This window comes from Natrarchaeobaculum aegyptiacum (genome assembly GCF_002156705.1).
Taxonomy (GTDB): Archaea; Halobacteriota; Halobacteria; order Halobacteriales; family Natrialbaceae; genus Natrarchaeobaculum; species Natrarchaeobaculum aegyptiacum.
Genome location: NZ_CP019893.1, coordinates 151147 through 176628, shown reverse-complemented (window position 1 = coordinate 176628; position 25482 = coordinate 151147). Strand labels below are relative to the sequence as shown.

Annotated in this window: 21 protein-coding genes and 1 tRNA gene; 12 read left to right on the top strand and 10 right to left on the bottom strand. The window is 62.3% G+C overall.

Annotation, left to right across the window (positions count from 1 at the left end; all coding sequences use genetic code 11):
- The first annotated feature begins 141 nt into the window (after window positions 1-141).
- The 3 genes from B1756_RS00805 to gyrA all read left to right on the top strand — a co-directional run bounded on the left by B1756_RS00805 (window position 142) and on the right by gyrA (window position 6700).
- Window positions 142-2076 carry a beta-CASP ribonuclease aCPSF1 gene (locus B1756_RS00805; RefSeq protein ID WP_086886814.1) on the top strand — a complete coding sequence of 645 codons (1935 nt, stop codon included), beginning with the start codon at window positions 142-144 and terminating at the stop codon, window positions 2074-2076.
- Between the two features lie 168 nt (window positions 2077-2244).
- On the top strand, window positions 2245-4179 hold the full coding sequence (gyrB, locus tag B1756_RS00800; RefSeq protein ID WP_086886813.1) for a DNA topoisomerase (ATP-hydrolyzing) subunit B: 1935 nt from the start codon (window positions 2245-2247) through the stop codon (window positions 4177-4179).
- 22 nt (window positions 4180-4201) lie between these two features.
- A complete protein-coding gene (gyrA, locus tag B1756_RS00795) occupies window positions 4202-6700 on the top strand; it encodes a DNA gyrase subunit A (RefSeq protein ID WP_086886812.1) in 2499 nt (832 codons plus the stop codon).
- Window positions 6701-6931: 231 nt separating this feature from the next.
- Here the strand turns inward: gyrA and B1756_RS00790 are convergent, their stop codons facing one another.
- The 3 genes from B1756_RS00790 to B1756_RS00780 all read right to left on the bottom strand — a co-directional run bounded on the left by B1756_RS00790 (window position 6932) and on the right by B1756_RS00780 (window position 9479).
- A complete protein-coding gene (locus B1756_RS00790; RefSeq protein ID WP_086886811.1) occupies window positions 6932-7465 on the bottom strand; it encodes an Rrf2 family transcriptional regulator in 534 nt (177 codons plus the stop codon).
- Between the two features lie 234 nt (window positions 7466-7699).
- Window positions 7700-8635, bottom strand: coding sequence for a ZIP family metal transporter (locus B1756_RS00785; RefSeq protein WP_086886810.1), 936 nt, complete (start codon window positions 8633-8635; stop codon window positions 7700-7702).
- 157 nt (window positions 8636-8792) lie between these two features.
- The gene (locus tag B1756_RS00780) at window positions 8793-9479 is read right to left on the bottom strand and encodes a metal-dependent transcriptional regulator (RefSeq protein ID WP_086886809.1); all 687 of its coding nucleotides are present in this window, start codon (window positions 9477-9479) and stop codon (window positions 8793-8795) included.
- Window positions 9480-9593: 114 nt separating this feature from the next.
- Between B1756_RS00780 and rocF the strand changes: the two genes are divergently transcribed.
- Window positions 9594-10511, top strand: coding sequence for an arginase (gene rocF / locus B1756_RS00775; protein WP_086886808.1), 918 nt, complete (start codon window positions 9594-9596; stop codon window positions 10509-10511).
- Between the two features lie 118 nt (window positions 10512-10629).
- A complete protein-coding gene (locus B1756_RS00770; RefSeq protein WP_086886807.1) occupies window positions 10630-11799 on the top strand; it encodes an NAD(P)/FAD-dependent oxidoreductase in 1170 nt (389 codons plus the stop codon).
- Between the two features lie 193 nt (window positions 11800-11992).
- On the opposite strand, the gene B1756_RS00765 is transcribed toward B1756_RS00770, so the two are convergent.
- From B1756_RS00765 to B1756_RS00755, 3 genes are all read right to left on the bottom strand, one after another.
- Window positions 11993-12613: an acyltransferase gene (locus B1756_RS00765; protein WP_086889983.1), complete on the bottom strand. Its 621-nt coding sequence runs from the start codon at window positions 12611-12613 to the stop codon at window positions 11993-11995.
- Window positions 12614-12695: 82 nt separating this feature from the next.
- The gene (locus B1756_RS00760; RefSeq protein WP_086889982.1) at window positions 12696-13523 is read right to left on the bottom strand and encodes an Nmad3 family putative nucleotide modification protein; all 828 of its coding nucleotides are present in this window, start codon (window positions 13521-13523) and stop codon (window positions 12696-12698) included.
- Between the two features lie 84 nt (window positions 13524-13607).
- On the bottom strand, window positions 13608-13868 hold the full coding sequence (locus B1756_RS00755) for a hypothetical protein (protein ID WP_086889981.1): 261 nt from the start codon (window positions 13866-13868) through the stop codon (window positions 13608-13610).
- Window positions 13869-14284: 416 nt separating this feature from the next.
- Between B1756_RS00755 and B1756_RS00750 the strand changes: the two genes are divergently transcribed.
- A complete protein-coding gene (locus tag B1756_RS00750; RefSeq protein ID WP_086889980.1) occupies window positions 14285-15766 on the top strand; it encodes a DUF7289 family protein in 1482 nt (493 codons plus the stop codon).
- A 2-nt stretch (window positions 15767-15768) separates the two neighbouring features.
- Here the strand turns inward: B1756_RS00750 and B1756_RS00745 are convergent, their stop codons facing one another.
- Together B1756_RS00745 and B1756_RS00740 are read right to left on the bottom strand one after the other, a co-directional pair.
- Window positions 15769-16404, bottom strand: a complete 636-nt coding sequence (locus tag B1756_RS00745; protein WP_086886806.1) for an adenylate kinase — start codon at window positions 16402-16404, stop codon at window positions 15769-15771.
- A gap of 99 nt (window positions 16405-16503) precedes the next feature.
- The gene (locus tag B1756_RS00740; protein WP_086886805.1) at window positions 16504-16794 is read right to left on the bottom strand and encodes an amphi-Trp domain-containing protein; all 291 of its coding nucleotides are present in this window, start codon (window positions 16792-16794) and stop codon (window positions 16504-16506) included.
- Between the two features lie 308 nt (window positions 16795-17102).
- Between B1756_RS00740 and coxB the strand changes: the two genes are divergently transcribed.
- The 4 genes from coxB to B1756_RS00720 all read left to right on the top strand — a co-directional run bounded on the left by coxB (window position 17103) and on the right by B1756_RS00720 (window position 22475).
- On the top strand, window positions 17103-18140 hold the full coding sequence (coxB, locus tag B1756_RS00735; protein WP_086886804.1) for a cytochrome c oxidase subunit II: 1038 nt from the start codon (window positions 17103-17105) through the stop codon (window positions 18138-18140).
- On the top strand, window positions 18137-20608 hold the full coding sequence (locus B1756_RS00730; protein WP_086886803.1) for a cbb3-type cytochrome c oxidase subunit I: 2472 nt from the start codon (window positions 18137-18139) through the stop codon (window positions 20606-20608). Before coxB ends, B1756_RS00730 begins: the two co-directional genes overlap by 4 nt.
- 265 nt (window positions 20609-20873) lie before the next feature.
- Window positions 20874-21140 (top strand): cytochrome C oxidase subunit IV family protein, encoded by a 267-nt coding sequence (locus tag B1756_RS00725; protein ID WP_086886802.1) that lies wholly within the window; start codon window positions 20874-20876, stop codon window positions 21138-21140.
- 600 nt (window positions 21141-21740) lie between these two features.
- Window positions 21741-22475: an SDR family NAD(P)-dependent oxidoreductase gene (locus B1756_RS00720; protein ID WP_086886801.1), complete on the top strand. Its 735-nt coding sequence runs from the start codon at window positions 21741-21743 to the stop codon at window positions 22473-22475.
- A 238-nt stretch (window positions 22476-22713) separates the two neighbouring features.
- Here B1756_RS00720 and B1756_RS19140 read toward each other — a convergent pair.
- Window positions 22714-22865: transfer RNA gene (locus tag B1756_RS19140), tRNA-Met, on the bottom strand.
- A gap of 153 nt (window positions 22866-23018) precedes the next feature.
- Between B1756_RS19140 and B1756_RS00715 the strand changes: the two genes are divergently transcribed.
- Window positions 23019-24185 carry a DUF7115 domain-containing protein gene (locus tag B1756_RS00715; RefSeq protein WP_086886800.1) on the top strand — a complete coding sequence of 389 codons (1167 nt, stop codon included), beginning with the start codon at window positions 23019-23021 and terminating at the stop codon, window positions 24183-24185.
- 28 nt (window positions 24186-24213) lie between these two features.
- On the opposite strand, the gene B1756_RS00710 is transcribed toward B1756_RS00715, so the two are convergent.
- Window positions 24214-24636, bottom strand: a complete 423-nt coding sequence (locus B1756_RS00710; protein ID WP_120649686.1) for a DUF5830 family protein — start codon at window positions 24634-24636, stop codon at window positions 24214-24216.
- Between the two features lie 97 nt (window positions 24637-24733).
- Here B1756_RS00710 and B1756_RS00705 point away from each other — a divergent pair, with 97 nt between their 5' ends.
- Window positions 24734-25465 carry a TVP38/TMEM64 family protein gene (locus B1756_RS00705; protein ID WP_086886799.1) on the top strand — a complete coding sequence of 244 codons (732 nt, stop codon included), beginning with the start codon at window positions 24734-24736 and terminating at the stop codon, window positions 25463-25465.
- The last annotated feature ends 17 nt before the right edge of the window (window positions 25466-25482 follow it).

Sequence of the window (25482 nt, the reverse complement as noted above, 5' to 3'; positions counted from 1 at the left end):
TCGAGTCGTCGCATCGACAGACGCACCTGTTCCGGCGGTCGATTCCGCTGTGTTCGGCGTTCTGTACAGTCTGACGACGACAGCCGTTCCGCCAGACGATCCCTCTCAGAGGCGAGTTCACGCACGCCAGATTCGGCTACTATGAGCACTGTAGAGCAGCAACTTGACGATTTGAAAGCAAAGATCACGCAGGAGTTACCGGGCGATATCTCGGTCTCCTCGGTGAAGTACGAAGGCCCCGAACTCGTCGTTTACACGCGCGACCCGAAGAAGTTCGCGAACCAGGGTGACCTCGTTCGGAAACTCGCGAGCAAGTTTCGAAAGCGCATTACGGTCCGTCCAGACCCGAGTGCGCTTTCCACGCCGGAACAGGCTCGCGAAGAAATTCTTCAGGTAATTCCCGACGAAGCGGGCGTCACCGACCTCGACTTCCACGCCGACACCGGTGAGGTCGTCATCGAGGCCGAGAAGCCGGGGATGGTCATCGGCCGCCACGGCTCGACGCTCCGTGACATCACCAAGAACGTCGGCTGGACGCCCGAAGTCGTCCGGACGCCACCGATCGAGTCCTCGACAGTCTCGAACGTTCGGAGCTTCCTCAAGCAAGAACGCGACGAGCGGCGAGACATTCTGGAGAGGGTCGGTCGACAGATCCACCGTGAGGAGATGTCCGACGACGAGTACGTCCGCATCTCGACGCTCGGGTGCTGTCGCGAGGTCGGTCGTGCGTCGTTCATCCTCTCGACGCCCGAGACGCGCATTCTCATCGACTGCGGCGACAAACCCGGCGCAGAAGGCGAAGTGCCGTACCTGCACGCCCCCGAGGCTCTCGGTGCCGGCCCACAGACGATCGACGCCGTCGTCCTCACCCACGCTCACCTCGACCACTCCGCGCTCATCCCGCTGTTGTTCAAGTACGGCTACGACGGCCCGATCTACTGTACCGAGCCAACCCGCGACCTGATGGGCCTGCTGACTCTCGACTACCTCGACGTCGCAGCGAAAGAGGGACGCACACCGCCGTACGAGTCCGAACAGGTCCGCGAGGCGATCAAACACTGCATCCCGCTCGAGTACGGCGACGTCACCGACATCGCGCCGGACGTTAAACTCACCTTCCACAACGCGGGTCACATCCTCGGCTCCGCCGTCTCGCACTTCCACATCGGCGACGGCCTCTACAACGTCTGTTTCTCCGGCGACATCCACTACGAGGACACCCGCCTGTTCAACGGCGCGGTCAACGACTTCCCGCGGGTAGAGACGCTCGTCCTCGAGTCGACCTACGGCGGGCGCAACGACTACCAGACCGATCAGGAAGACTCCGAGGAGAAGCTCAAGCAAGTCGTCAGGGAGACCGCCGAACGGGGCGGCAAGACGCTCATCCCCGCGTTCGCGGTCGGTCGATCACAGGAACTCATGCTCGTCCTGGAGGAGGCGATGCGCTCCGGTGACATTCCGACGATGCCGGTCCACCTGGACGGGATGATCTGGGAGGCGACGGCCATCCACACGACCTATCCCGAGTACCTCCGGGACGATCTCCGGGACCGCATCTTCCACGAAGACGAGAACCCGTTCCTCGCCGAGCAGTTCAACCACATCGACGGTGGCGAGGAAGAACGCCAGGACGTGGCCGACGGCGACCCCTGTATCATCCTCTCGACCTCGGGGATGGTCACCGGCGGTCCGATCATGTCCTGGCTCGGCCACATCGGCCCCGACCCGGACTCGACACTGCTCTTCGCGGGATACCAGGCGCAGGGAACCCTCGGACGGCGCATCCAGAGCGGCTGGGACGAGATCCCGACCAGTGAGATCGGTCCCGTCAACGGCGACAACGGCCGTGGCACCCTCTCGCTCAACGTCAACGTCGAGACCGTGGACGGCTTCTCCGGTCACGCAGACCGGGCCGGACTCGAGAACTTCGTGAAGACGATGAATCCCCGCCCCGAGAAAGTCCTCTGTGTCCACGGCGACGAACGCTCCGTCCAGGACCTCTCCTCGGCCCTCTACCACGACTACAACATGCGAACGTTCGCACCGAAGAACCTCGAGACGTTCCGGTTCCTCTGACGCCACAGGCGAGGTCCTCGGACTCTGGACGTAGACGGCCGAACCTGGTCTCTCGCTTCGTTTTTCGACGGTCCGATATCAGACTCTGGCCCGGCATTTCGCGCTCGCGCTCGCGCGCGTACGTGAACTTTTATTAGTCCCCGTCCACTACCCGAAAACAGGTTTTACATGTCCCAGGAAAGCGAGTACGGTGCCGGACAGATCCAGGTCTTAGAGGGCCTGGAGGCCGTCCGCAAACGGCCCGCGATGTACATCGGCTCTACTGACTCTCGAGGTCTCCACCACCTGGTCTACGAGGTCGTGGACAACTCGATCGACGAGGCGCTGGCCGGTCACTGCGACGACATCACCGTCACCATCCACGAGGACGAGTCGGTGAGCGTCGCCGACGACGGTCGCGGTATCCCCGTCGACACCCACGACGAGTACGACCGCCCCGCACTCGAGGTGATCCTGACTGTGCTGCACGCGGGCGGAAAGTTCGACAACAAGTCCTACCAGGTCTCCGGTGGGCTCCACGGCGTCGGCGTCTCGGTGGTCAACGCCCTTTCCGCGGAACTCGAGGTCGAGGTCAAACGCGACGGTGGGGTCTTTCGCCACCGTTTCGAGCAGGGTGAACCCGACGGCGACATGGAGCGAGTCCGCGACATGGAGTCCGGTGAATCGAACGGGACCCAGATCCGGTTCTGGCCCGACACGGGTATCTTCGAGGCAGACAGCTTCACGTTCTCGACGCTCTCGAACCGCCTGCGCGAACTCGCCTTCCTCAACTCCGGCGTGGCCATCACGCTCCGGGACGAACGACCGGACGCACACGACGACGATCCACCGGTCGAGGAGACCTACGAGTACGAAGGCGGCATCCGAGAGTTCGTCGAGTACTTAAACGAGACGCGCTCGGCGATGCACGCCGACGTCATCTACTTCGAAGACGAAGACCAGAACATCCAGGTAGAGGTCGCGATGCAGGCCACTGAGGAGCTGCAGGGGTCGATCCACGCCTTCGCGAACAACATCAACACCCGCGAGGGCGGCACCCACCTCACGGGCTTCAAGACCGCCCTCACCAGAGTCGTCAACGACTACGCGAACGACAACGACCTGCTGTCGGATCTCGACGAGAACCTCACGGGCGAAGACATCCGCGAGGGGCTGACTGCGGTCATCTCGGTCAAACACCCCGACCCGCAGTTCGAGGGCCAGACCAAGACGAAACTCGGCAACAGCGAGGTCCGGGGCATCGTCGAGAGCGCCGTCCACGAGGGTCTGGGCACCTACTTCGAGGAACACCCCGACACGGCACAGGCGATCATCCTGAAGGCCGTCGAGGCCGCGAAAGCCCGGATGGCGGCGAAGAAGGCAGAAGAGCTGACTCGCCGGAAGTCCGCACTCGAGTCGACCTCCCTGCCGGGCAAACTCGCGGACTGTCAGACCAAAGATCCCGAGGAAGCCGAGATCTTCATCGCGGAGGGTGACTCCGCAGGCGGTAGCGCCAAACAGGCTCGAAACCCCGAGTTTCAGGCCGTTCTCCCGATCAAGGGGAAGATCCTGAACGTCGAGAAACACCGCCTCGATCGGATCCTGGAGAACGACGAGATTCGCAACATGATCACCGCCATCGGCGCGGGGATCGGCGACGAGTTCGACGTCGAGGACGTCCGCTACCAGAAGATCATCATGGCGACAGACGCCGACGTCGACGGGGCACACATCCGGACCCTGCTGCTGACGTTCTTCTACCGGCACATGCGCCCGCTGCTCGAGGGTGGCTACGTCTACGCGACCCAGCCCCCGCTGTACCGGATTCGTTACCGCGGGGAGACCTACGACGCGATGACCGACGCCGAACGCGACGAAATCGTCGCGGAGAAGTGCAACGGCAACCCGTCGCAGGTCCAGCGGTTCAAGGGTCTCGGCGAGATGAACCCCGAGCAGCTCTGGGAGACGACGATGAATCCCGAAAACCGCATCCTCAAACAGATCACCGTCGAGGACGCCGCTGCGGCGGACAAGATGTTCTCGGTGTTGATGGGCGATGCGGTCGAACCGCGCAAGCAGTTCATCAAGGAGAACGCGCCGGAAGCCGAGTGGATCGACATCTGAGGATTCGAGGCGAAGTAACTACATGAGTTCAGACGTACCCGATCCGACCGATATAGAGGCACGGACAGTCGAAAACGTCCGCATCGAAGAGGAGATGGAACAGAGCTACATCGACTACGCGATGAGCGTCATCGCAGGTCGTGCGCTCCCGCGCGTCGAAGACGGGCTCAAACCCGTCCACCGACGCATCCTCTACGCGATGCACGAAATGGGCGTTACGAGCGGTTCCAGCCATCGCAAATCGTCATCGATCGTCGGCGAGACGATGGGTGACTTCCACCCACACGGCGACAGCGCGATCTACGACACGCTCGTCCGGATGGCACAGGACTTCTCGATGCGCTATCCCCTCGTCGACGGGCAGGGGAACTTCGGCTCGATGGACGGCGACCCGCCTGCAGCCCAGCGATACACAGAGGCCCGGATGGCCGCCATCGCCGAGGAACTGCTCGAGGACATCGACAAAGACACCGTCGACTTCTCCTCGAACTACGACGACCGTCTGCAAGAGCCCGACGTCCTGCCAGCAGCGTTCCCGAACCTGCTTGTCAACGGATCGTCGGGAATCGCCGTCGGGATGTCGACGAACATCCCGCCGCACAACCTCGGTGAGGTAATCGACGCTACCATCGAACTCATCGACAATCCCGACGCGACCGTCGAGGAGCTGATGGAACACGTCAAGGGCCCGGACTTCCCCACTGGCGCAAACATCGTCGGCCGGGACGCCATCTACAAGGCCTACAAGACTGGCCGCGGCCGACTTCGCGTGCGCGCGGAGTTCGAGGTCGAAGAGTGGAAATCGGGCCGCGAACGCATCGTCATCACCGAACTCCCGTTCCAGACCAACAAGGCCCGCCTCGTCGAACGCATCGCAGACGACGTCAACGAGGGCGAGATCGACGGTATTTCGGACCTGCGTGACGAGTCCGATCGCGACGGCGTGCGTATCGTCGTCGAACTCAAACGCGGCGCGAACACCGAGATCGTCAAGAACCGCCTGCTCGAGAATCACCTCGAGCGAACGTTCGGCATCATCAACCTCGCGCTGGTCGACGGCCAGCCCCGGGTTCTCTCGCTCAAAGAGACCCTCGAGGAGTACGTCGCCCACCGCCGGGAGGTCGTCCGCCGGCGAAGCGAATACGACCTCGAGGAAGCCGAAGACCGGGCCCACATTCTCGAAGGGCGGCTGAAAGCACTCGACAACGTCGACGACGTGGTCGAACTCATCCGCAACTGCGAGAACCGGACGGAGGCCAAAGAAGCTCTTCAGACGGAGTTCGACTTCTCGTCCGACCAGGCCGATCACATCGTCCGGATGCAACTCGGCAGTCTCACCTCGATGGAGGCCGCCGAGATCGAAGCCGAGTACGAGGAGGTTCAGGCCGAGATCGAACGCCTGAGGACCATCCTCGAGAGCGAGGAGGAACTGCTCGGCGTCATCAAGGAGGAACTACGCGAGATCGACGCCGAATACGACGACGATCGGCGCACCTCGATCATCGAGGACGAGGGCACGGTCACCCACGAGGACCTCATCCCCGAGGAGGAGGTGTTCGTCGTCATGACCGAAGACGACTACGTCAAGCGGATGCCCATCTCCCGGTTCGACCCCCAGGGTCGCGGCGGCAAGGGCATCATCGGCGCGGACGTCAAGGAAGGCGACCGCGTCTCGGCAGTCTTCCGGGCGAACACCCACGACTACCTGCTTTGCTTTACCAACCAGGGCAAAGTCTACCGGCTCAAGACCTACGAGATCCCGGAGATGGGCCGGACCGCTCGCGGGAAGTCGGCCGTCAACATCCTCGACCTAGACGACGGCGAGGAGATCACCGCCGTCGTCGACACCGACACGTTCGACGACGACGAGTTCGTCACGATGGTCACCAAGCACGGCTACGTCAAACGCACCGCGGGCGAGGAGTTCGAACGCATCCAGTCCAACGGCAAGATCGCTGCCTCGCTCGAGGACGGCGACGCACTGGTCGACGTCGAAGTGACCGACGGGACCACCGACCTCGTGATCGCCACCGAGGGCGGGATGACCATCCGGTTCGACGAGACCGAAGCCCGTGCGATGGGGCGAACCGCACGCGGTGTCAACGGCATCGATCTGGAGGCTGGCGACGCCGTCGCGGGGCTGGTCGCGACCGACGAGGAGGACGGGCGGGCGCTGCTCACCGTCACGCAGAACGGGTACGGGAAACGGACGGTCCTCAGTGAGTACCGCACCCAGTCGCGGTACGGGAAAGGACTGATCGACATCAAGACCGACGAACGAAACGGCCCGGTGACGGCCGTGAAGGCCGTCGACGACGACGACCACCTCGTGTTGATGAGCGAAAACGGACAGATCGTTCGCACGCGCGTCGACGAAGTTTCGACCGTCGGTCGGAACACCAAGGGCGTCATCGTCATGGACGTCGAAGCCGGCGACGCAGTCGCGAGCGTGGACACGATTCCGGCTGCGTCGATGGCCGCAGACGAGGACGGCGACGCCGACACCAGCGACGACGACTGACGGAGACTCGTTTTCGACGCAGTAACTCCGTTGGCAACGGTTTCGACGGTTCGAATTCCGCCACAGTACAGCAGGGCACTCGAGAGAAGCCGACGTTCCCGGGACTGCCTCGTGTGGTACGGACTCGAAGGCGAAGCGAACTTCCGGTGAGCATTACGCGGAGAAGCTGAGAAAACGACCGTCAGAGACGTCTACGGCGGCAGTGCGTCGAGCGAGTCGGTCGGGCGACTCTCAGTGCTCGGGCTCTTCGGCGGGAGCGACCATGTCGTCGATGCGCAAGATGAGGATGTTGTTCGTGTCGTCCTTGCCGTCGACGCTCCCTTCGACGACGAGCTTCGAGAGCGGGGTCGGACCGACGATGACCGAATCGTCCTCGCTGATCGAGCCGATCGTTCCCTGCAGGTGGATCTCTGCGCGGCAGAGTTCCGGATGGTGGACGCTCGAGAGGTCGATTTCCTCGACGATGACGTCCTCGACGGGTTCGCCTTCGTGCTGGATCGGGACCGACGCCGGGTCGTCCATCTGCTGGATCTCGAGGGCCTCGTAGGCGGCCGCGGTCGGTTTGTATCCACCCTTGGGGCCGGGGACACCCTCTACGAGTTGCAGTGCTTTGAGACTCTGCATCTGATTGCGAATCGTCCCGGGGTTGCGGTCGACCTGATCGGCGATGTCTTCACCTTTGATGGCGTCTTCGGACTCCTTGTGGAGATTCGTCAATGCGCGGAGAATCTTTTTTTGACTCGGGGTCAATTCGATCGATGACATAGCGAATTATTCGTATTTGGATTCCTTAAACCCGACGGGTTACCACTCCCGGTTGCTGGCAATTCCCAGTGGAACCGGTTCTGACGTTCGAGCCCGTAAAATCACCGACGGGGAAGTCGATAGAAATGCCCAGTGACCGGGTGAACTGTTGGGCGAACGTCAGCAACGCGGTCGACGACGTGGAGTGGCCGGTCGAATCGAGCGGAGAGGGCCCGCGCGACGACGAGTTCGTCGTCAGCCGGCGAACAGCCACCCCTCGAGGAGCACCTCCGTGAGGACGTCCTCGAGGAGGAACATGAGCACGAAGCCGACGGCGAAGGTGGCGGCGTTGATCCGCGTGAGGATGGCCTCCGCGTCGAACCGGATGAGGTCTGCGACTTCGATGAGCACCTGCAAGATCGCGCCGATTGCGATCGCGAAGAACAGGACGGCGAGCAGGTCAGACTGGGCGAAACTCCCGATCCAGCCCCCGAGGATGACGGGGCCGCCCGCGATGACGCCCATAGCAGCGAAGTGACGCAGGGGTGGCGTTTTCCGGTCGCGCGCGACGGCGGCGACCACTGTCGGCCCCTCCATCACGTTGTGCATGATGAACGCGAGCACGAGCAACATCAGCAGTGTCGGATCCTCGTTGATGTAGGCGACACCGATTCCAAGTCCCTCACCGATACTGTGGAGACCGAGCGCTAACGCGACGAGGTAGGCAATCTCGAGGCCGCTCTTGTCGGTTGCGGTCATCTTTCGCTGGCGCCACTGACTCGCAGCGTACATCACGGCGAACGTGCCACCGACGCCGACGATCACGGCCGATGCGGCCAGTGCCGTGTTCTCGACGTTGACGCCGTAGTCGAATATCATGTCCTCGGTCATCTCGAGGGCGATGAACGCCAGCACACCGGCTGCCAGCGCGAGGAATGCGTGGAGATAGCGCGTCTCAAGATCGCGGATAAACGGGAACCAGAGCATCCCGATCGCGACGGGGATGATCCCCGCGATGGAGCCGATGATCGTCAGCATCCAGAGGATCTCGAGCGTGCTCGCGTCGCCAACCGAGTCGAGAGTTCCGAACGGAGACGTGAAATAGAGGACGGCGAAGACGGCAACGAGGATTGCGATTGGGCCGAGCGCCAGCACCCACCGTGGAAGATCGGACAGCACGCGCCGACTCATTCGTCACCACCCACCGTCAGTCGAAGATCGAATAGCGTTCTCATTACGAGTGTATTAGACGCGTCTAAACTTATACCTTTCCAGCCACAGACGCCACTAGAGCGTGTCTAAATCCTCGGTTCACATCCCAGAATCCCGTTGCAACGGGCCGGTCTGCTCACGATTCGACTTCAGCAGGACTCACGCGACCGACCCGGACGTGGTGGGCGACCGTCTCCGGGAGCGAGACCGTTTCCTCCGAGTCGGCTGGCCGAGCGGTCACCATTCCGAACGGCGCGACCTCCACGATCTCGAGTTCGACTCCCGGCTCGACGCCGTGGTCTGCGAGATACGAGAGAATCTCTGCGTCGTGGTCGGCGACCTCCTCGACGACGACAGTGTCACCCTCGGCAAACTCCGAGACGGGATCGTCGTCGGTTCGCTCCGGCGGCTCGAGGTCGGCGCCTGGAATCGGCGAGCCGTGGGGATCGACCTCGGGCTCGCCGAGGACGTCCGCGACGCGGGCCTCGAAGTCCTCGCTGATGTGGTGTTCGAGGCGGTCGGCCTCGTCGTGGACTTCCGACCAGTCGTAATCGAGGTGCTCGGTGAGGTAGGCCTCGAGCAGTCGGTGGTGGCGGATCACCTCGAGGGCGACGGTCTCGCCTTCCTCGGTGAGGGTGACGCCGCGGTACTTTTCTCGGTCGACCAGTTCGCGATCCTCGAGCTTCTCGACCATGCTGGTGACCGTCGGCGACGTGACGTCCAGCTCGTCGGCGATTTCGGAGGTCTTGATCCGGTCGTCACGCTCTCGCTGGAGCTGGTAGATGGCTTTGAGGTAGTCTTCCATCACGTCGCTCAGCATCATCGTCTGCAATTAGATTCGTCTAACCCTAAACCTGTCGCTGGGACGGTGCCGAGTTCGATCCCCCGGTCGTTCGTCCCGGTACGACCAAATCCGTGGCCCTCGTACACCTGGTCGATGACGATCGTTCGGATCATCGGCGTCCCGATGGACTTCGGCGCGAATCGGCGAGGTGTCGACATGGGCCCCTCCGCGATCCGCTATGCTGGCCTGAGCGACGAACTCGAGCGTGCGGGCGTCGAACCGGTCGACGCGGGCGATCTGTTCGTCCCGCGGGCCGAAGAACGCGATCCGGACGCGAGCCAACCAGACCGTGGAAACGCCAAGTTCCTCCGGGAGATCGAGTCGGTCTGCACTCGTCTCGCCGACGAAGTCGCGGCCGCACTCACCGAGGGTGCCTTCCCACTCGTCCTCGGTGGTGACCATTCCCTTGCGATCGGGTCGATGAACGGCTCGGCTCGAGATGCGACGATCGGAGTGATCTGGTTCGACGCCCACGCGGACCTGAACACGCCCCAGACCTCACCCAGCGGGAACGTCCACGGGATGTCACTCGGTGCCGTACTTGGTCGTGAGGGAGCCGAGTCCATGGCGTGGGCGCACGCGCCGACCGTGAGTGAGGAGTCGATTGCGTACGTCGGTCTCCGGAGCCTCGACGACCGGGAGCGCGAACTGCTCCGGGACAGCGACGTCACGGCGTTTACGATGGCCGACATCGACGATCGCGGCGTGACAAGCGTCGTCGAGGAGGCACTGGCCGTCGCCACCGACGGCACCGACGGCGTTCACCTCAGTCTCGACCTCGACTGGCTCGATCCACGGGCCGCACCCGGTGTCGGTACCCCCGTCCGCGGCGGCGTAACCTACCGCGAGGCCCACGCGGCACTCGAGACGATCGCCAGCAGAAACGACCGCGAGGACGTCGTCCGGTCGATGGACGTCGTCGAGGTGAATCCGATCCTCGACGAGCGAAACGAGACCGCGTCACTCGCGGCCGAACTCACCGCGAGCGCGTTCGGAACGCGAATTCTCTAGCCGAGGATAACACGTCGAGGGTGACACCAGCATCGCATGAACGACATGGTGTGACAGTACTAGACAGGGCAGTGTACAATTCAACACCTTTGTAACCGAGGGTTGCAGACTGTCTACCATGACTGAGAAGGTCGTCGTGCTCGGTGCCGGGTATGCCGGTACTGGTGCGGTCAACACGCTACAATCGAAACTCGGGGCGGACACGCGACTCACGTGGATCGCCGACGTCGACTACCACCTCGTTCTCCACGAATCCCACCGCGTCATCCGCGATCCCGACGTCCGAACCGACATCACCTTCCCCGTCGACGCAATCGCCTCGCCGTCGACCAGGTTCATCAAAGACTCCGTCACCGGTCTCGACGTCGACGAACAGGTCGTCGAACTCGAGGACGGCGACGACGTCGAGTACGATTACGTGCTCGTCGCACTCGGCAGCCAGACTGCCTACTACGGCATCCCCGGTCTCGAGGAACACTCGCTGACCCTCAAGAGCCTCGACGACGCCCTCGAAATCCACGAGGCGGTCACGGAAGCGAGCGAGGAGGCCACCCGCGGCGATCCCGCCCAGATCGTCATCGGCGGCGCTGGCCTCTCGGGCATCCAGACCGCCGGTGAGATCGCGGAGTTCCGCGACATCCACCGTGCACCCCTCGAGATCCACCTCGTCGAAGCACTCGACGAGATCTTCCCCGGCAACGATCCAGAAATCCAGCAGGCTCTTCGCGACAAACTCGAAGACGCCGGCGTCCAGATACACACCGACGATCCGATTACGGAAGCGAAAGCAGACGTCATCGAGTTCGACGAGGGCGAGCCCCTCGACCACGACGTGCTCGTCTGGACCGGCGGCATCACCGGCCGCGACGCGATGGACGGCGTCGACCTCGAGAATCAGCACAACCGGGTCAACGCCGAGGCGACCTTCCAGACCTCTGAGGACCGTGTCTTCGCCATCGGCGACTCCGCGATCGTCGATCAGGGCGACCAGCCTGCACCGCCGACGGCACAGGCCGCCTGGCAGGCCGCCGACGTCGCTGGCGAAAACATCGCCCGTGCGATCGAGGGCCGACCGCTGAAGACCTGGGAGTTCGAGGACAAAGGGACCGTCGTCTCGGTCGGCGAAGAGGCCGTCGCCCACGAGATCAAGCCAGCCTTCGGGCTCACCCTTCCCGTCACCACCTTCGATGGAATCGCCGCTCAGAACCTGAAGAAACTCATCGCCGCTCGCTGGATCGCCTCCATCACCTCGTGGGGCGAGGCTCGCAAGTCCTGGTCGTCGCTCTAGGGCGATCGTCGACGACTCAGCTTTCTCCTGCTCGATCTGTCTATCGAAGGTTTCGGGCGACCACCCGGACTTCTATCTATAGTAACAACTGCAACGATTCCCACACTGATCGCCGATTCGTCTGGCGATCAGGTGTGCACTGACGTGCAGTGGCTACTATAGTACGTCGAGTTCCCCGACCGATTCGGCTGACTCAGTCCTCGGTCGATACAGGCGACCCATCGTCCTCCCCGTCTCGAGAATCGTCGCGCTCACCCTCGAATCCCGTCTCGTCGGCCTCGACTCGAGAGAGGCCAGCCAGCTGCCCATCCCCACTCGATCGCATCGGCCGCGCGGGGACGCCGGCCACCGTCTCACCGGGTGGCACGTCCCGCGTCACGAGCGAGTTCGCCGCAACGCTCGCCCCGGCACCGATCTCGACGCCCGGCAGAACGATCGCTCCAGCACCGATCATCGCGCGCTCGCCGACGACGACCTCGCCGGTCCGGTACTCGTCTTGCAGAAACTCGTGACACAGCAGGGTCGCGTCGTACCCGACGATGGCATGGTCACGGAGGGTGATCAACTCCGGCCAGAAGACGTCCGGAGTGGCCTCGAGTCCCCACGAAACGCCCGTTCCAACGGTCGCACCGAGTCGTCGCAGGCACCAGCGACGAAGCCGCAGGCTGGGGGCGATCCGGGCGAGCCAGACGAGCACGTAGTTGTACGCGACCCGGAGCGGCGACTTCGCGTTCGTCCAGTGAGACAGCGAGTTTCCCGCACCCGGCGTCGGATGGCGGCGAACGCGGTCGTGTCGCGATCGATCCTCTGTCACTGCCGATGGTTCGACCGAACGCCACAAGAAACCGACTGGTTCCTCGCCGCCGGTGAACTGGCACCCTCCCGGTGAGTTCCAGTCACCGGGTCCGGTCGATCTCACCGTTCGAAGCGGTGCGCCCCTCGAGCGGCCCGACGAGCCGTCTGAACTGCTCGCCCTCGAGTGCGCACTCGTAGGCAGGTTTGAACATCATGTTCTCGCCGCCAGCGGTTACCTCGAGTGTCGACGTCACTTCCGGTCGCAGGTAGTACTGGGCACGCTCGTTGCCCGGCTTTACCTCGTACTCGCTCAGCCGAATCGGGTGGCGGTCGAACAGGCCGCCAGGTTCGCGGCCGTCGACCAGGACGACCGGTTTCTCCGACCGGAACAACTCGTCTCCGACAGCGCGTTTCGTGTGAGCGTTCTCGGGATGGTGCGCGAGAATCGACGCGCGCTCGTCTGCCGGCGTTTCCGGCTCGATCACGTCCACCCGCTCGACGGTCAGATAGCCGATCAGGTACCGGTGAGCCCGCTCGCCTTCCGGTCGTCGCAATCCGGCGTAGAAGCCGACAACGTCGCCCGGCTCCAGGCGGCGCAACCGGCTGACGTACCCGCTCGAGCGGTGTTCGCCGTAGGTCAACGCCTCGAAATTCGGATCGCGGTGCAGCGGCCAGGACTCGAGGTCCGGGCCGGTGACCGGTTCGTACTCGCCGCTGACCGGCGTCGGCTCGATTCGCGTGGTCAGGTCCGCCGCGGTTCGTCCTCCCGGATCGTGCTCGAGGCGCCACGACCCAAGGGTCGCTTCTTCGCTCGTCTGGCTGGTTTTCTCCGGAATCGGGACGTACTCGAAGTGCCCGTCGTCGTACAGCGGGGCCAGCGTCCCGAGATTGGTACTGTCTGCACCGACGCCAGCGAGAACGACCGTCATCACGCGAGACATTCGGCGACGGGGCGATAACGCTCCCGATTCGTCGTGATGACGGACGGCCGCCTCGGAACCGGCGAGACGAGGTTATCGGCTGCTCGAGCGAGCGCCGTAGAAGAGCGCGACGAGAAGCACCACGAAAACGGCCCCCATCACGGCGACTGCGATCCAGATCGTCGAGAGCAGGCGTTCTGGAATCAGTCCGGCGATCTCAGCGAGCCAGAAGACGCTGTAGATGCTGACGAGGACGATCGTTGCGACGTACAGCCGCAGTCCGAGACGGACCACGTGGTAGAGGGTCGTCCGGGTGATCTCGGCCGGAAACTGGTCGTCGAGTGCTCGAATCATCTGTTCACCCTCCCCGGGGCCTGTCCCCACAGGCTAGCGTTTCTGGTGTGTCGTCTCCGATCGACGGCGATCGGTGCCGACGGTATCCGTCGGAGTCGATGACGGTTCAATCGGAAATCACGTTAATATTCTCCTGTCCTGACTTTAATGTTTCCACAACGGACGTTCTGCACGAGCGGAGCTGAAATTGGTCGGAGGAGTAGCATGACGACTTCTGATAGAATCGTCCCGAATCGACGCAGTCTGGTGATCCGGACGATTTCGACCGGGGATCAACCGTGAACGATGACGGCGCTGGTTTCGCTCGCATCCGACTCGCTTGCTCTCTCAGAACGGCGAAATGAACGGAATGAACGGTTCGAAAACGGTCTGATCGACTGTACGGATTATTGATGAGTCCCGTCCCCGTCGGAGGTATGTCAGGGCACGGTGGTGATCGAACGTCAACGGGTTGGGTGTCGGATCGGGGCCAGTCGACACTCGTCGGGATCGTGCTGCTCCTCGGGATGGTCGGGACGCTCAGCGTCGGCCTCTTCCTCGTCGGCGGGGAGGCCGTCTCGAGTCTCGAGCAACAATCGGAACGCGAACGGGTCGAATCCGCGTTCGTCGAGCTCAGCCATCAGATGGCGGCGGCATCGGACAACCGATCGGGCGTCGCACGCACGATCGACCTCGACGTCGGGCAAGAGGGTACCGTCGTCCGGGAAGAGACCGGGACGATCAACGTCTCTTCGAACGAGTCCGAGGGCGTGGAGATCGAGGACCTGACGATTGGGACGATCGAGTGGCAAGACACCGATGGTTCGGTGCTCGCATACGAAGCTGGCGCAGTCTTCAGGGAACGCGGGAACGAAACGCAGGTCGTCTCTGCACCGGCAATCAGTTACGAGCACTCGACCGACACGCTGACGTTGCCGGTCCTCACGGCGACGGGTGACGAACACCTCGGGACAGGTGACGTGACGCTCTCGTCTGCCAAGACAACTGCCTATCAGGAAGCGACCGTTGTCAACGGAAGTGTCACAATTACGATCCAGAGCGAGTACTACCGTGGCTGGGAGACGTTCTTCCGGTCAGAAGCGGGAGACACCTCGGTGCAGGACGTCGATCATCAGAACGAGACGATCGAGGTTCTGGTGGGATACCTGGACGTCGAAGAATCCTACGAGGATGGAATTCTCGTCTCTGAGAACTTCGACGACTTCGAGAACGCCGAGGTTAACGCTACGGTCGCTCACGGATCCATGCCGGAACTCGATCCCGTGATCGACGAAATCGTCGAGGACGCGGAAGACGATGGCACCGAAATAACAGACACTGACACAACCCATGGGCCAGGAACCTACTGGACCGACGACGACCTCGATCTCCACAATACCGACGAACTCGTCTTCGATACGTCTTCAGACAACGTGACTCTGGTCGTTGACGGCGATATAACGGTAGGCGGAACGCTCGAGGCCACGCCGAACGGCTCGGATAACGAATTGAAGATCTACACGACCGGAAACTTCCACGTAGATAACGGCGACGTCCTTGTTACCGACGGAAATGCTGCCTCCCTACAACTCTATGGAAGTTCGGATACCCACATTGCGGTCGGTCCTGGCGGAAGTTCGTACACCGGAACGATCTACGCGGCGGCAGACGAGTGGGGCGACAAGGAAAACGAGGTCTTCGGACCAGGTTGTACCGAGCAAGTCTGCATGCAGTCGAACGTCGATTTCACTGGAGCGGTAATCGCATCCTCGAGTAACATTCACTCGGCCGGTGTCAACTTCACGTACGACGACTCACTCGAGAATAACGACATTTCGCTCTACCCCAACAAGTACACGCTGCCGCCACAACTGACCTACCTCAACGTCGCACACCACGAAATCGACGTCAGAAACTAACCTCAGGCTGCTTCTTCGATCGTTTCTTTCACGTCCTCCCAGACGTCGGCGGGAGCCTGCTCGCCGTCGACCCGCTCGAGTACACCCCTGTCGTCGTAGAACTCGATGACCGGCTGGGTGTTCTCTTCGAACACGCGGAGTCGTTCTTTGACCGTCTCCTCGGTGTCGTCGTCGCGCTGGACGAGTCGTTCCTCGACCTCCGGATCCTCGGGCGGGTTGTACTCGAGGTGGTAGATGTCGCCGGTCTCGGGGTCGAGTCGGCGGCCGGTCAGCCGGTTGATCAGTTCCTCGTCGCTGACCTCGAGGTAGAGGACGACGTCGAGATCGGTCATGTCCTCGAGTTCTTCGGCCTGATCGACGTTGCGTGGATAGCCGTCGAGAACGAAGCCGCCGGCCTGAGAGAGGGCCTCGTCGACGATGGCGTTGACGACCTCGTCCGGGACGAGTTCGCCACGGTCCATGTACTCACCAGGCGTGTCGTACTCCGTGTCGAGGTCGGAGATGTCCATCTCCTTGTTCGATCGGAGGGCATCACCGGTGGTGACGTGTTCGACGTCGAACTCCTCGGTGATGTTCGCACTCTGTGTTCCTTTACCTGCGCCGGGCGCACCCAGGATCAAGATTCGTGGCTGAGCCATACCGGCGGTTCTCCGGCCCCGCATAAAGGCTTAAAGAAATGCCGCTGGGGAAGAGTCTCCGGTGGACGAACCGGTTTGTCGACCCCGACCTGCGAGGACTCACTCGATCTGCAACGATCCGTCGTCGCTACCGTCCCCGGACTCGCCTTCGTCCCACTCGAGTTCGAACTCGATGCTGAGTTCTGCGTCACCGCCAGAACTCGAGGTTTCGCGTTCGGCCTTCACTTCGAACGTCGGTTGAGCTGGGGGGTCCATCGTCACGGACTCGTCGCCGGCTTCGATCGTGATCGCCTCTCCCTGTTCTAAGTTGTCGGCGACAGCACGGAGGTACTGGGAGATGTCTGACCGATCCATCCGACGTTCGAACTTGAAGAGTACTTCTTCTGGCATACACTCTCTACAGAGTCGGCGGATTTGAAAGTTGCCGTCCGTCGCAAACGAGGGCCCCAACCGAACCCGTTCGGCCAATTTCCGGTAAATCGATCGTGGGGAACCGATAGAGAAAAGAGGCATCGTTCCATCGATTCGTATGAGGACTGTGCAGTCGTACCAAACGACGGTCAATCGGTCGTCGGGGCAGAAACGTCGCCCGAGTAGGGCAGTTTCCAAATAGATAAGTGGCCCCGGAGACCATCGGCCGACGTATAGCCGGACTTCAAATAGAGGTGAATACAATCTACAACGCACTTACGACTCCGATGCAAGTGCAGACGCGCGTCGACGTGTTCGAGGACATCTTCCTCGTATTCCTCGGACTCGGGACGCTCGTCGGCGTGGTTGTCGTCGCGTATACCTTGTACAACGCGTACAAGTATCGGGACGACGGTGAGCCTGCCGACGACGAAGAGCTGCCAACGCTCGGAGAGTTACCGACAGGTGGAAAGGGCGGAAAGAAACTGTTCCTCTCGTTCGGGATCAGTGCGATCATCGTTATTTCGCTGGTCGTCTGGACCTACGGGATGTTGCTGTACGTCGAAGATGGGCCCGACAACAATCCTGAAGACGCCATCGAAATCGACGTCGAAGGGTTTGCGTTCGGATGGGCGTACACGTACGATAACGGGATCGAGACCAACGAACTCGTCGTCCCGACTGACGAACCGATCTGGATCGAAGTGACCGCACGCGACGTGTGGCACACCTTCGGGATCACCGATCTTCGGGTGAAAGCAGACGCGATCCCCGGAGAGGTTGACGAAACCTGGTTCATGGCCGAAGAAACCGGTAATCACACCGCTGAGTGTTTCGAACTCTGTGGCTTCGGCCACTCCGGGATGACCTCCGACGTGACCGTCATGGAACCCGACGACTACGAGGCCTGGGTCGACGACCAGCTGACCCTGACGATCACGCTCGAGGACCAGGACGAACAGCCAGTGACCGAGGACTTCGAGGTCGAACTCGAGCACGAGGACAACGCCGAGTTCGACGAGGACCTCTCTGCGACTCTCGGTCCCGAGGACTTCGAGAACGGAACGGTCGAGATCGGTGACTTCGGACAGGGTGGCACCTACGACATCGTCGTCACGAGCGAGCAGTACGACGACGTCGAGGACACCATCAGCTTCACCGGACCGACCGACGAGACCTTCACCCTCGAGGACCCCGACGCAGCAGACGACGAAGACGCTGACGACGGGGCCGACGAGGACGAAGACGAAGCTGATGACGACAACGATGACGACGAATCGAACGACACCGACGAGGAACAGACCGATGGAGGTGACGACGAATGAGTGACCTTCCGCCGATGACCTCGGTGAAACGGTGGCTCGTCACCACGAACCACAAAGACGTCGGCATCCTCTATCTCTCGACAGCGATCTTCTTCCTGCTGCTGGGAGGGGTGCTGGCACTGCTGTTCAGAATCCAGCTATGGGAAGCCGGCGGTATCGGCTTGCTCGACGGCGATCAGTTCAACCAGGCCGTCACGGCCCACGGACTCGCGATGGTCTTCCTGTTCCTGTCGCCGTTTGCAGCCGGGTTTGCGAACTACTTTGTACCGCTGCAGATCGGCGCAGACGACCTCGCGTTCCCTCGTCTGAACGCCCTGAGCTACTGGTTCTACCTGTTCTCTGGGCTCCTCATCGGTATCTCGTTCTTCCAGGGCGGGACCTTCTCCGGTGGATGGACGATGTACGCCCCGCTGAACGTCCCGACGTACACGCCGGCGATGGGCGGTGCAGAGGCAGGTGGTAACGCGACCATCCTCGGACTTGCCCTGTTCGTAATCTCGATCACGATCGGGACGGTGAACTTCCTCGTGACGATTCACCGCTCGCGCGCCGAGGGCCTCGGCCTGTGGAACATGCCGCTTTTCACCTGGTCGTGGCTCCTGACCGTCTGGATGATGCTGTTCGCGTTCGCGGCCCTGTTGGCGGCGCTGCTCCTGCAGCTCTCCGACCGCCTGTTCCTCACGCTGTACTTCACGGCCGAACAGGGCTCGAGCTTGCTGTGGGCACACATCTTCTGGTTCTTCGGACACCCGGAGGTGTACATCGTCTTCTTCCCCGCGCTGGGGATCATGTTCGAGACGTTCCAGACGTTCACCGGTCGACGACTGGTCGGCCGCAAGTGGGTCATCATCGCGATGGTGCTGGTTACCGTCCAGTCGTTCCTCGTCTGGATGCACCACATGTACCTGACGACCATCAACCTGGAGATCAAAACGCTGATGATGGCGACGACCATCGGGATCTCGTTACCGTTCGACCTGATGGTCTTCGCGTTGATCTACACGATGGTCAAGGGACGGGTCCGGTTTACCACGCCGTTCCTCTTTAGCCTCGGCGCACTCGTGTTGTTCATCCTCGGCGGCATCACCGGGGTCTTCCTCGGTGCCGTCGTGCTCGACTACGAGTTCCGTGGCACCTACTGGGTCGTCGCCCACTTCCACTACGTGATGGTCTCGGGTGCGACCGCACTGATCGGCGGTCTCTACTACTGGTGGCCAAAGATCTCCGGTAAGATGTACTCCGAGACGCTCGGGAAGCTCAACTTCGCCGTCTTCTTCGTCGGCTTCAACCTGCTGTACTTCCCGCAGTTCCTCGCGTGGGAGACCCCGCGGCGCGTCTTCCACTTCGACCCGTCGATGGAGATCTACCACCAGCTGTCGACCGTCGGTGCGTTCGTCTTCGGCTTCTCGTTCCTCATCCTGATCGGAACGCTGCTGTACAGCCTGAAGTACGGTCCCGACGCGCCGGACAACCCGTGGGAGTACTCACGCACCGCCGAGTGGACGATCCCGTCCCCGCCGCCACTCGAGAACTGGAGCGGCCGGCCATCCTACGCGACGGGCCGACTCGAGTTCGTCGACGACGCCGCTGCGGCAACCGACGGCGGTGTCGCCAAGGAGAGTGACGCCGCTGGGACGAGTGCACACGGACACGAAGAGGAACACGCAGATCACGCGAGCATCTGGCCGTTCGGCATCGGCGTGGCGACGTTCGTGTTCTTCCTCGGTCTCTCGGGCATTACGGCCTACGTGGCCGAGTTCGCCGAGGCGCGTGGCCACTCGGTCCCGGTCACGCCCGAGGCCAACATCATCTATCCGATCCTGACTGCAGTCGGGCTCATTGCCCTCGGTGTGACGTTGTTCAAGTTCGGGAAAGAGCAGTTCAACGCACCCGAGATGCCGATCGCCGAGCGCTGGCCGTTCGAGGACATCGGCAACACCAAACTCGGTGTCTGGGTGTTCCTGGCCTCCGACGTGGTCGTCTTCGGTGCGATCATCGGCGCGTTCATCTTCATGCGCCTGCACTTCGGCTGGGGCAACTGGCAACTCGATACGATCCAGTGGGCCGGACTGTTGAACACCTACGTCCTGCTCACCTCGAGTTTCACGGTGATTCTGGCGCTGGTGTTCGCGGAACGCCGGAGCAAGCGGGGCCTGCTCGGTGCGATGGGCGCGACGCTGGCGCTCGCACTCACGTTCATGGGCGTGAAGGCCTACGAGTACAGTGCGAAGTTCGCCGACGGCGTGTACTGGTGGAGTAGCATCGAATACTCCATTTACTTCGTGACCACCGGACTGCACGCGCTGCACGTCATCATCGGCGTGCTCATCGCGCTGTTCATGATCTACCGGATCGTGAGCATCGACGCCTACCTCGAGGACCACCGCCCAGTGGAGTTCTTCGGCCTCTACTGGCACTTCGTCGACATCGTCTGGGTGTTCCTCTTCCCACTGTTCTACCTGATGTAGGCGTTCGGTCTGGATTTTCTTCGTTTCTCGACACGCAGTAACCGCGTCTCGCGGCCCGTTCTGTCAGTTCTTTTCTCGTTCCACCTGCCGATAATCGTGCGCTTGAGACCCGACTGCCCGAGCTGGCATATTCCGATCGAGAGCGTAATAGAGACGAACGACGTCCGGTCCTCGAGACCCACTGGTGCGGGTCGAACTGGAACCCGACCGTCGATACGGAGCGTATGAGGAAGCTATAAGTGGAAGTCACTCTCACGGTGTACCAATGGCTGACGCTCGAACCTACACCATCATTTACGTCGTGTTGTTGGCGCTGGGGACAGGCAAGTTCCTGTTCTTCATGGACGCGAGTCCGCTCACGTACCAGATGGCACTGGCCGGGACGTTCGTCCTCGCGGTCGCAAAGACACTGCTGATCTCGGGGTACTACATGCACCTGCTCGAGGAGCCGCGTTCGGTCACCTACATGATGGTCACCGCGCTGTTCATGGTCCTTCTGCTGACCATCGCGGCAGGGTACTCGATCCAGTAACGGTTCGACCGCTACCGCGTCTCGAATCTGCAGCGCCACTCGAGCCAGACGAACGGCGGAACTGACTTTTCTCCTCGAGTCTCGGCCGATGACGGCGCACCTGCGATGGCTGGTGTCCAGTCCAGCTAACCGACGGTCAGTCCGTTCTACAGGCCGTACAGGGCGAGTTCCCCGAGGTCAAGCCTCGGGGATAAAGCCCGTGACAACACTTGATTTGCCACAGGAATGGAACGCAGATAACGGGCGCAGTAGGCGGTAAACGTCTTCACGAAATCGTCCGTCCGAAGGGAATGCGCTACCTCTCGAAACACCGTGGTACCGGATTGCGGTTGCGGCGGGTGGTGTCGGGCCTCGTGGACAGGCCGACCGCATTCCTCGTGAACCGTTCGCGGCTATCCGACCGATGGTTCGCAGGGAGTGTTCATCCCGAATTTGGGCCACGCTTCGGAGCCTGACCCCGAGGCGGTTCACGGCAGGCTCGTCCCGGTCTATCTAGGCATCGCTGCTACCGTGGAAGTACCACCTAACGAATGATATTCCGGGTCGGTGTCCCGTCTACGGGACCGTTACCGGTATAGGTCGGTAGTATAAACGACCTATATGGTAACCATCGTAACCGGCTCGAGCCGGGGTATCGGTCGAGCGATCGTCGAGCGACTCGCGTCCGGTCGAAACGTCGTCGTCAACTACCGGAGCAACGAAGCAGCCGCTCGGGAAGTGGTCGAACAGGTCGAAGCCGCTGGCTCGTCGGCCCTCGCTATCGAGGCCGACGTCGGAAATCCCGAAGCCGCTGAAGCCCTCGTCACCCAGGCCCGTGAGGAGTTCGGGCAGATCGACGCCGTGGTGAACAACGCCGGGATCGTCCGTCCCGAACGGCTCGAGGACCTCGATCCCGGGACGTTTCTGGATGTCTTGCAGACCAACCTCGTCGGTGCGTTCACCGTTACCAGAGCTGCGGCTCCCGATTTACGCGAGACAGCCGGCGATGCCATCATGGTCTCGAGTATCGGCGGTACCGCCGGGACCGTCGACCCGGCCTACGCTGCCAGCAAGGCCGGCCTGCACGGACTCACTCGCGCGCTCGCGCGAGAACTGGGCGACGACGGCGTTCAGGTGAACGCAGTTGCACCGGGCCCCGTCGAGACCGATTTGAACGACGACATCGTCGACTATCTCGAGTCGGTCGACTTTCAGGGCCACGAGGAGATCGACACGCACCTTCCTCAGTACGCCTGCCAGCCCGACGACGTCGCTCACGCCGTCGAGTTTCTGCTCGAGAATCCCTACGTTCAGGGTGAAATTCTCTCGGTAAACGGCGGAATGCAGTTCCGCTGATCGGACTCGAGTGCGGGTAGACGAGTTTATGTTCTGGTTCAGAAACGTCGGCATCCGACGGACCCGGTACCTTCGCCGTCCGGAATTGCTGTGTCGAAAGCCAGTGCCGGAGAGGGCTCCGAACCGCGCAAATTCCTGCCTCACGCTCACTGGCGTTCGCGTGAGACCTACCGGGCTCTCTGCCTCCCCGGGCATTGTTCAGCGTCGTCACTTACTACGTTCGTGACTTCCTCGAAAATGCCCGGGGAGGGCTCCGAACCCTCGATCTCCGCATATCCCAGGTTCGAGGCTCGGCGGTCCTCGTGTGGGATGGGAGGCTTCCAAGGCGAAACCGCACCGAATCTCTAAACCCTATGAGTGCGGCGCTATGTCCAGCTAAGCCACCCGGGCTCATTCGGGTGTAGTGGCGTGTATTTCTTTAACCTTCCCATTCGACCCCGCCGTGTAACCGTTCCACACGATCGACTCGTGTAAAACCACGGGACAGCGACCGTGCAACGGGGACCCACGGATTTATCACATGGCCTTTCTAACTACCCGGACATGAGCGTTCCCGGTATCGTCCAGTCTTCCCTCGGTGACGAGGAGATCGCGGCCAGAGTCCCGCTTGGCGGTGAAGACGAACTCTTCATCACCCCTACGCGAACCCTCGTCTACCGCGCCGAAGGACTCCTCAGCGACGAATCCGTCGAGGAGTTCCCACACGGTGCAGACCGACTCGTCCTCTCTGAAGGACGTCGCAAAACCAAGTTCACACTCGAGTACCCACTCGAGGGAACAAAGGAGTTCACCATCCCCGCGAAAAAGACCGACGCGGCGTTACATCCGGTTCTCGCGGGCGTCCTGAACGGCAACGAGATCACCGATCCCGGGGAAACGGTCGTCCAGACCTACCGCTTTAGCGAACTGACGCTGATCGTCACGAGCGAACGGCTCGTCAAACACATCGGGAGCGCCGTCTGGGACGACGAGTACGAGGAGTACCACTTTGCCGACGTAACGAAACTCACGTTCGAAGCCGGTAGCGTCGCCACTCAGATCGTCCTCGAGGTCGACGGCCGCCCACAGCGGATCAAAGCCCCGAACGAGGACGCAGACGACCTTCGGGAACGCCTCAAGCGTGCCCTCTTCGAATTCCACGACGTCGACTCGCTCGAGGAGCTGAACGCCCTGAACGCCGATGACGACGACGGGGACGACGAGGAGCCGCGGGCAGCCATGGACTTCGGCGAAGGGGTCGAACCGCTCGATGCCAACCCGCCGGAACCTGACGACGAGGTCCTCGAGAACGTAGCCGACGAGTCTCCTGACGCCGAGTTGCGCGACCGCGACGTCGCTCAGGCGGCCGACGCCGGCGCGGAGGCGTCAGCCACGACGGCCGGAAGCGCCGCGAGCGGTTCAGGTTCGGGTGAGGACCGTAGCGTTGCCGCCGAATCGTGGACGAACGACTCACGAACTGCCGGGCGCGACGACGGTGCACAGACCGCGACCGTCGAAACGGGGAACGTCTTCGAGGCCGAACCCGACCTCGACGGAGAGACAGCGTCGACCCCCATCGACGACGACCAGTCGGACTCCGTTGCGGTCGATCCGGTGATCCTCGAGCGCCTCGAGACGCTCGAGGCAGCCGTCGAGCGCCAGACTGCTCAGATCGAAGCCCAGCAGGAGACGATCGAGCAGTTGATCGCGGAACTCAGGCAGGGACGCTGACTGACGTCTTCGAACGGTTCAGAGGACCTCACTCTCTCCCAGTCACTTTCCTGATACACGACGAGCCGAAGGGGCCGAGGTCACCAGCGTCGAGGTCGACGAAGTGGCCGGTCGAGAGCGAGGAGCCACAGCGTCGGCAGGTAAATTCTCCCTCTTTCGTATAGACGTCCTGCCCGAACCGGACGTACTGGCGGCTCCGGGGTCGGATAATTCCATCTTCGCGTTCGATGATCCCGCGGAGTTCGGCTTCGTCGAGGATCGTTCGCGTCACCGCCGGATCGCTCGTGATCGTCTCGATCCGGTCGACGGCAGCCGCGAGGGAGAGTTCCTCGTGTTCGAGTCGCTCGAGGAGGGCACAGCCGAGTTCGACCCGACGCGCGACTGGGTCGTCCTGAACGTCTGCGCCGCCGATTCGAGCCTCGTCGCCGTCTCTGTCGCCGTCGCCGACCATCGTCGCCTCGTTCTGTCGGCGCGGGGCGCTTAACGGTTCCGGCGCGCCGGTCTGCCAGACACAAAACCTTCATACTCTCGAGCGAAACGGTGGATCGATGCAGCCGGTCTCGCGCCGAGCGCTTCTCGGAGTTCTCCTCGTCGTCGCAGTCCTGACGGCGGGCGTGCTCGTCTCGCCGTCGGCGACGTTCGAAACGCTCGAGACCCTCGCCGCCGATCCGGTCACGTTCGGCTTCGTCGTCGCCGGACTCTACCTCGTCAGGCCGCTGTTCGCCTGGCCGACGACGCCGCTGGCGATCGTCGTGGGCTACGGCCTCGGCGTCACGCTGGGGATTCCGGTCGCGATGGTCGGCGTCCTCGTGACGGTCGTCCCGCCCTTTCTGGCGGCCCGGTGGTTCGTGGGAGGAGCCGACTCGCCGGCGACGACGATGCAACCGGGACCGACAGGTCGTCTCGAGTCGACGCTCGAGCGCGCCGGTGACGTCGCGACGCGCTACTACCGGACTGCGGGGCCGGTTCGTGGCGTGACTGCCTCTCGGCTGGCACCGATCCCGTCTGACGTGGCGACGTGTGCGGCCGCAGCCTGCGGTGTCAGGCTCCGGTACCTCCTCGTCGGAACGGCGATCGGCGAACTTCCGTGGACGGTCGCTGCGGTCGTCGTCGGGGCCTCAGCAGCGACGATCACGGCAGATGGCATGGGCGATCTCGGTCTCGCCCTGACGGTGGCCTGCGTCGCTGCGGCTGCAATTCTTCTCGCGGGCCCGGTCTATCGGATCCTGCAGCGACGCGAAGAGTCGAGTGCACGACGCCACCCGTCGACGGGTGACTGAGAAAATTTCAGAGACGA

Coding starts and splice junctions, on each gene's coding strand:
- B1756_RS00790 (WP_086886811.1), bottom strand. CDS start 7,465: ATGTCATCGATCGAATTGACCCCGAGTCAAAAAAAGATTCTCCGCGCA.
- B1756_RS00725 (WP_086886802.1), top strand. CDS start 20,874: ATGGCTGACGCTCGAACCTACACCATCATTTACGTCGTGTTGTTGGCG.
- B1756_RS00805 (WP_086886814.1), top strand. CDS start 142: ATGAGCACTGTAGAGCAGCAACTTGACGATTTGAAAGCAAAGATCACG.
- gyrA (WP_086886812.1), top strand. CDS start 4,202: ATGAGTTCAGACGTACCCGATCCGACCGATATAGAGGCACGGACAGTC.
- coxB (WP_086886804.1), top strand. CDS start 17,103: ATGCAAGTGCAGACGCGCGTCGACGTGTTCGAGGACATCTTCCTCGTA.
- B1756_RS00785 (WP_086886810.1), bottom strand. CDS start 8,635: ATGAGTCGGCGCGTGCTGTCCGATCTTCCACGGTGGGTGCTGGCGCTC.
- B1756_RS00705 (WP_086886799.1), top strand. CDS start 24,734: ATGCAGCCGGTCTCGCGCCGAGCGCTTCTCGGAGTTCTCCTCGTCGTC.
- rocF (WP_086886808.1), top strand. CDS start 9,594: ATGACGATCGTTCGGATCATCGGCGTCCCGATGGACTTCGGCGCGAAT.
- B1756_RS00770 (WP_086886807.1), top strand. CDS start 10,630: ATGACTGAGAAGGTCGTCGTGCTCGGTGCCGGGTATGCCGGTACTGGT.
- B1756_RS00710 (WP_120649686.1), bottom strand. CDS start 24,636: ATGGTCGGCGACGGCGACAGAGACGGCGACGAGGCTCGAATCGGCGGC.
- B1756_RS00755 (WP_086889981.1), bottom strand. CDS start 13,868: ATGATTCGAGCACTCGACGACCAGTTTCCGGCCGAGATCACCCGGACG.
- gyrB (WP_086886813.1), top strand. CDS start 2,245: ATGTCCCAGGAAAGCGAGTACGGTGCCGGACAGATCCAGGTCTTAGAG.
- B1756_RS00750 (WP_086889980.1), top strand. CDS start 14,285: ATGTCAGGGCACGGTGGTGATCGAACGTCAACGGGTTGGGTGTCGGAT.
- B1756_RS00730 (WP_086886803.1), top strand. CDS start 18,137: ATGAGTGACCTTCCGCCGATGACCTCGGTGAAACGGTGGCTCGTCACC.
- B1756_RS00780 (WP_086886809.1), bottom strand. CDS start 9,479: ATGATGCTGAGCGACGTGATGGAAGACTACCTCAAAGCCATCTACCAG.
- B1756_RS00715 (WP_086886800.1), top strand. CDS start 23,019: ATGAGCGTTCCCGGTATCGTCCAGTCTTCCCTCGGTGACGAGGAGATC.
- B1756_RS00760 (WP_086889982.1), bottom strand. CDS start 13,523: ATGACGGTCGTTCTCGCTGGCGTCGGTGCAGACAGTACCAATCTCGGG.
- B1756_RS00720 (WP_086886801.1), top strand. CDS start 21,741: ATGGTAACCATCGTAACCGGCTCGAGCCGGGGTATCGGTCGAGCGATC.
- B1756_RS00745 (WP_086886806.1), bottom strand. CDS start 16,404: ATGGCTCAGCCACGAATCTTGATCCTGGGTGCGCCCGGCGCAGGTAAA.
- B1756_RS00740 (WP_086886805.1), bottom strand. CDS start 16,794: ATGCCAGAAGAAGTACTCTTCAAGTTCGAACGTCGGATGGATCGGTCA.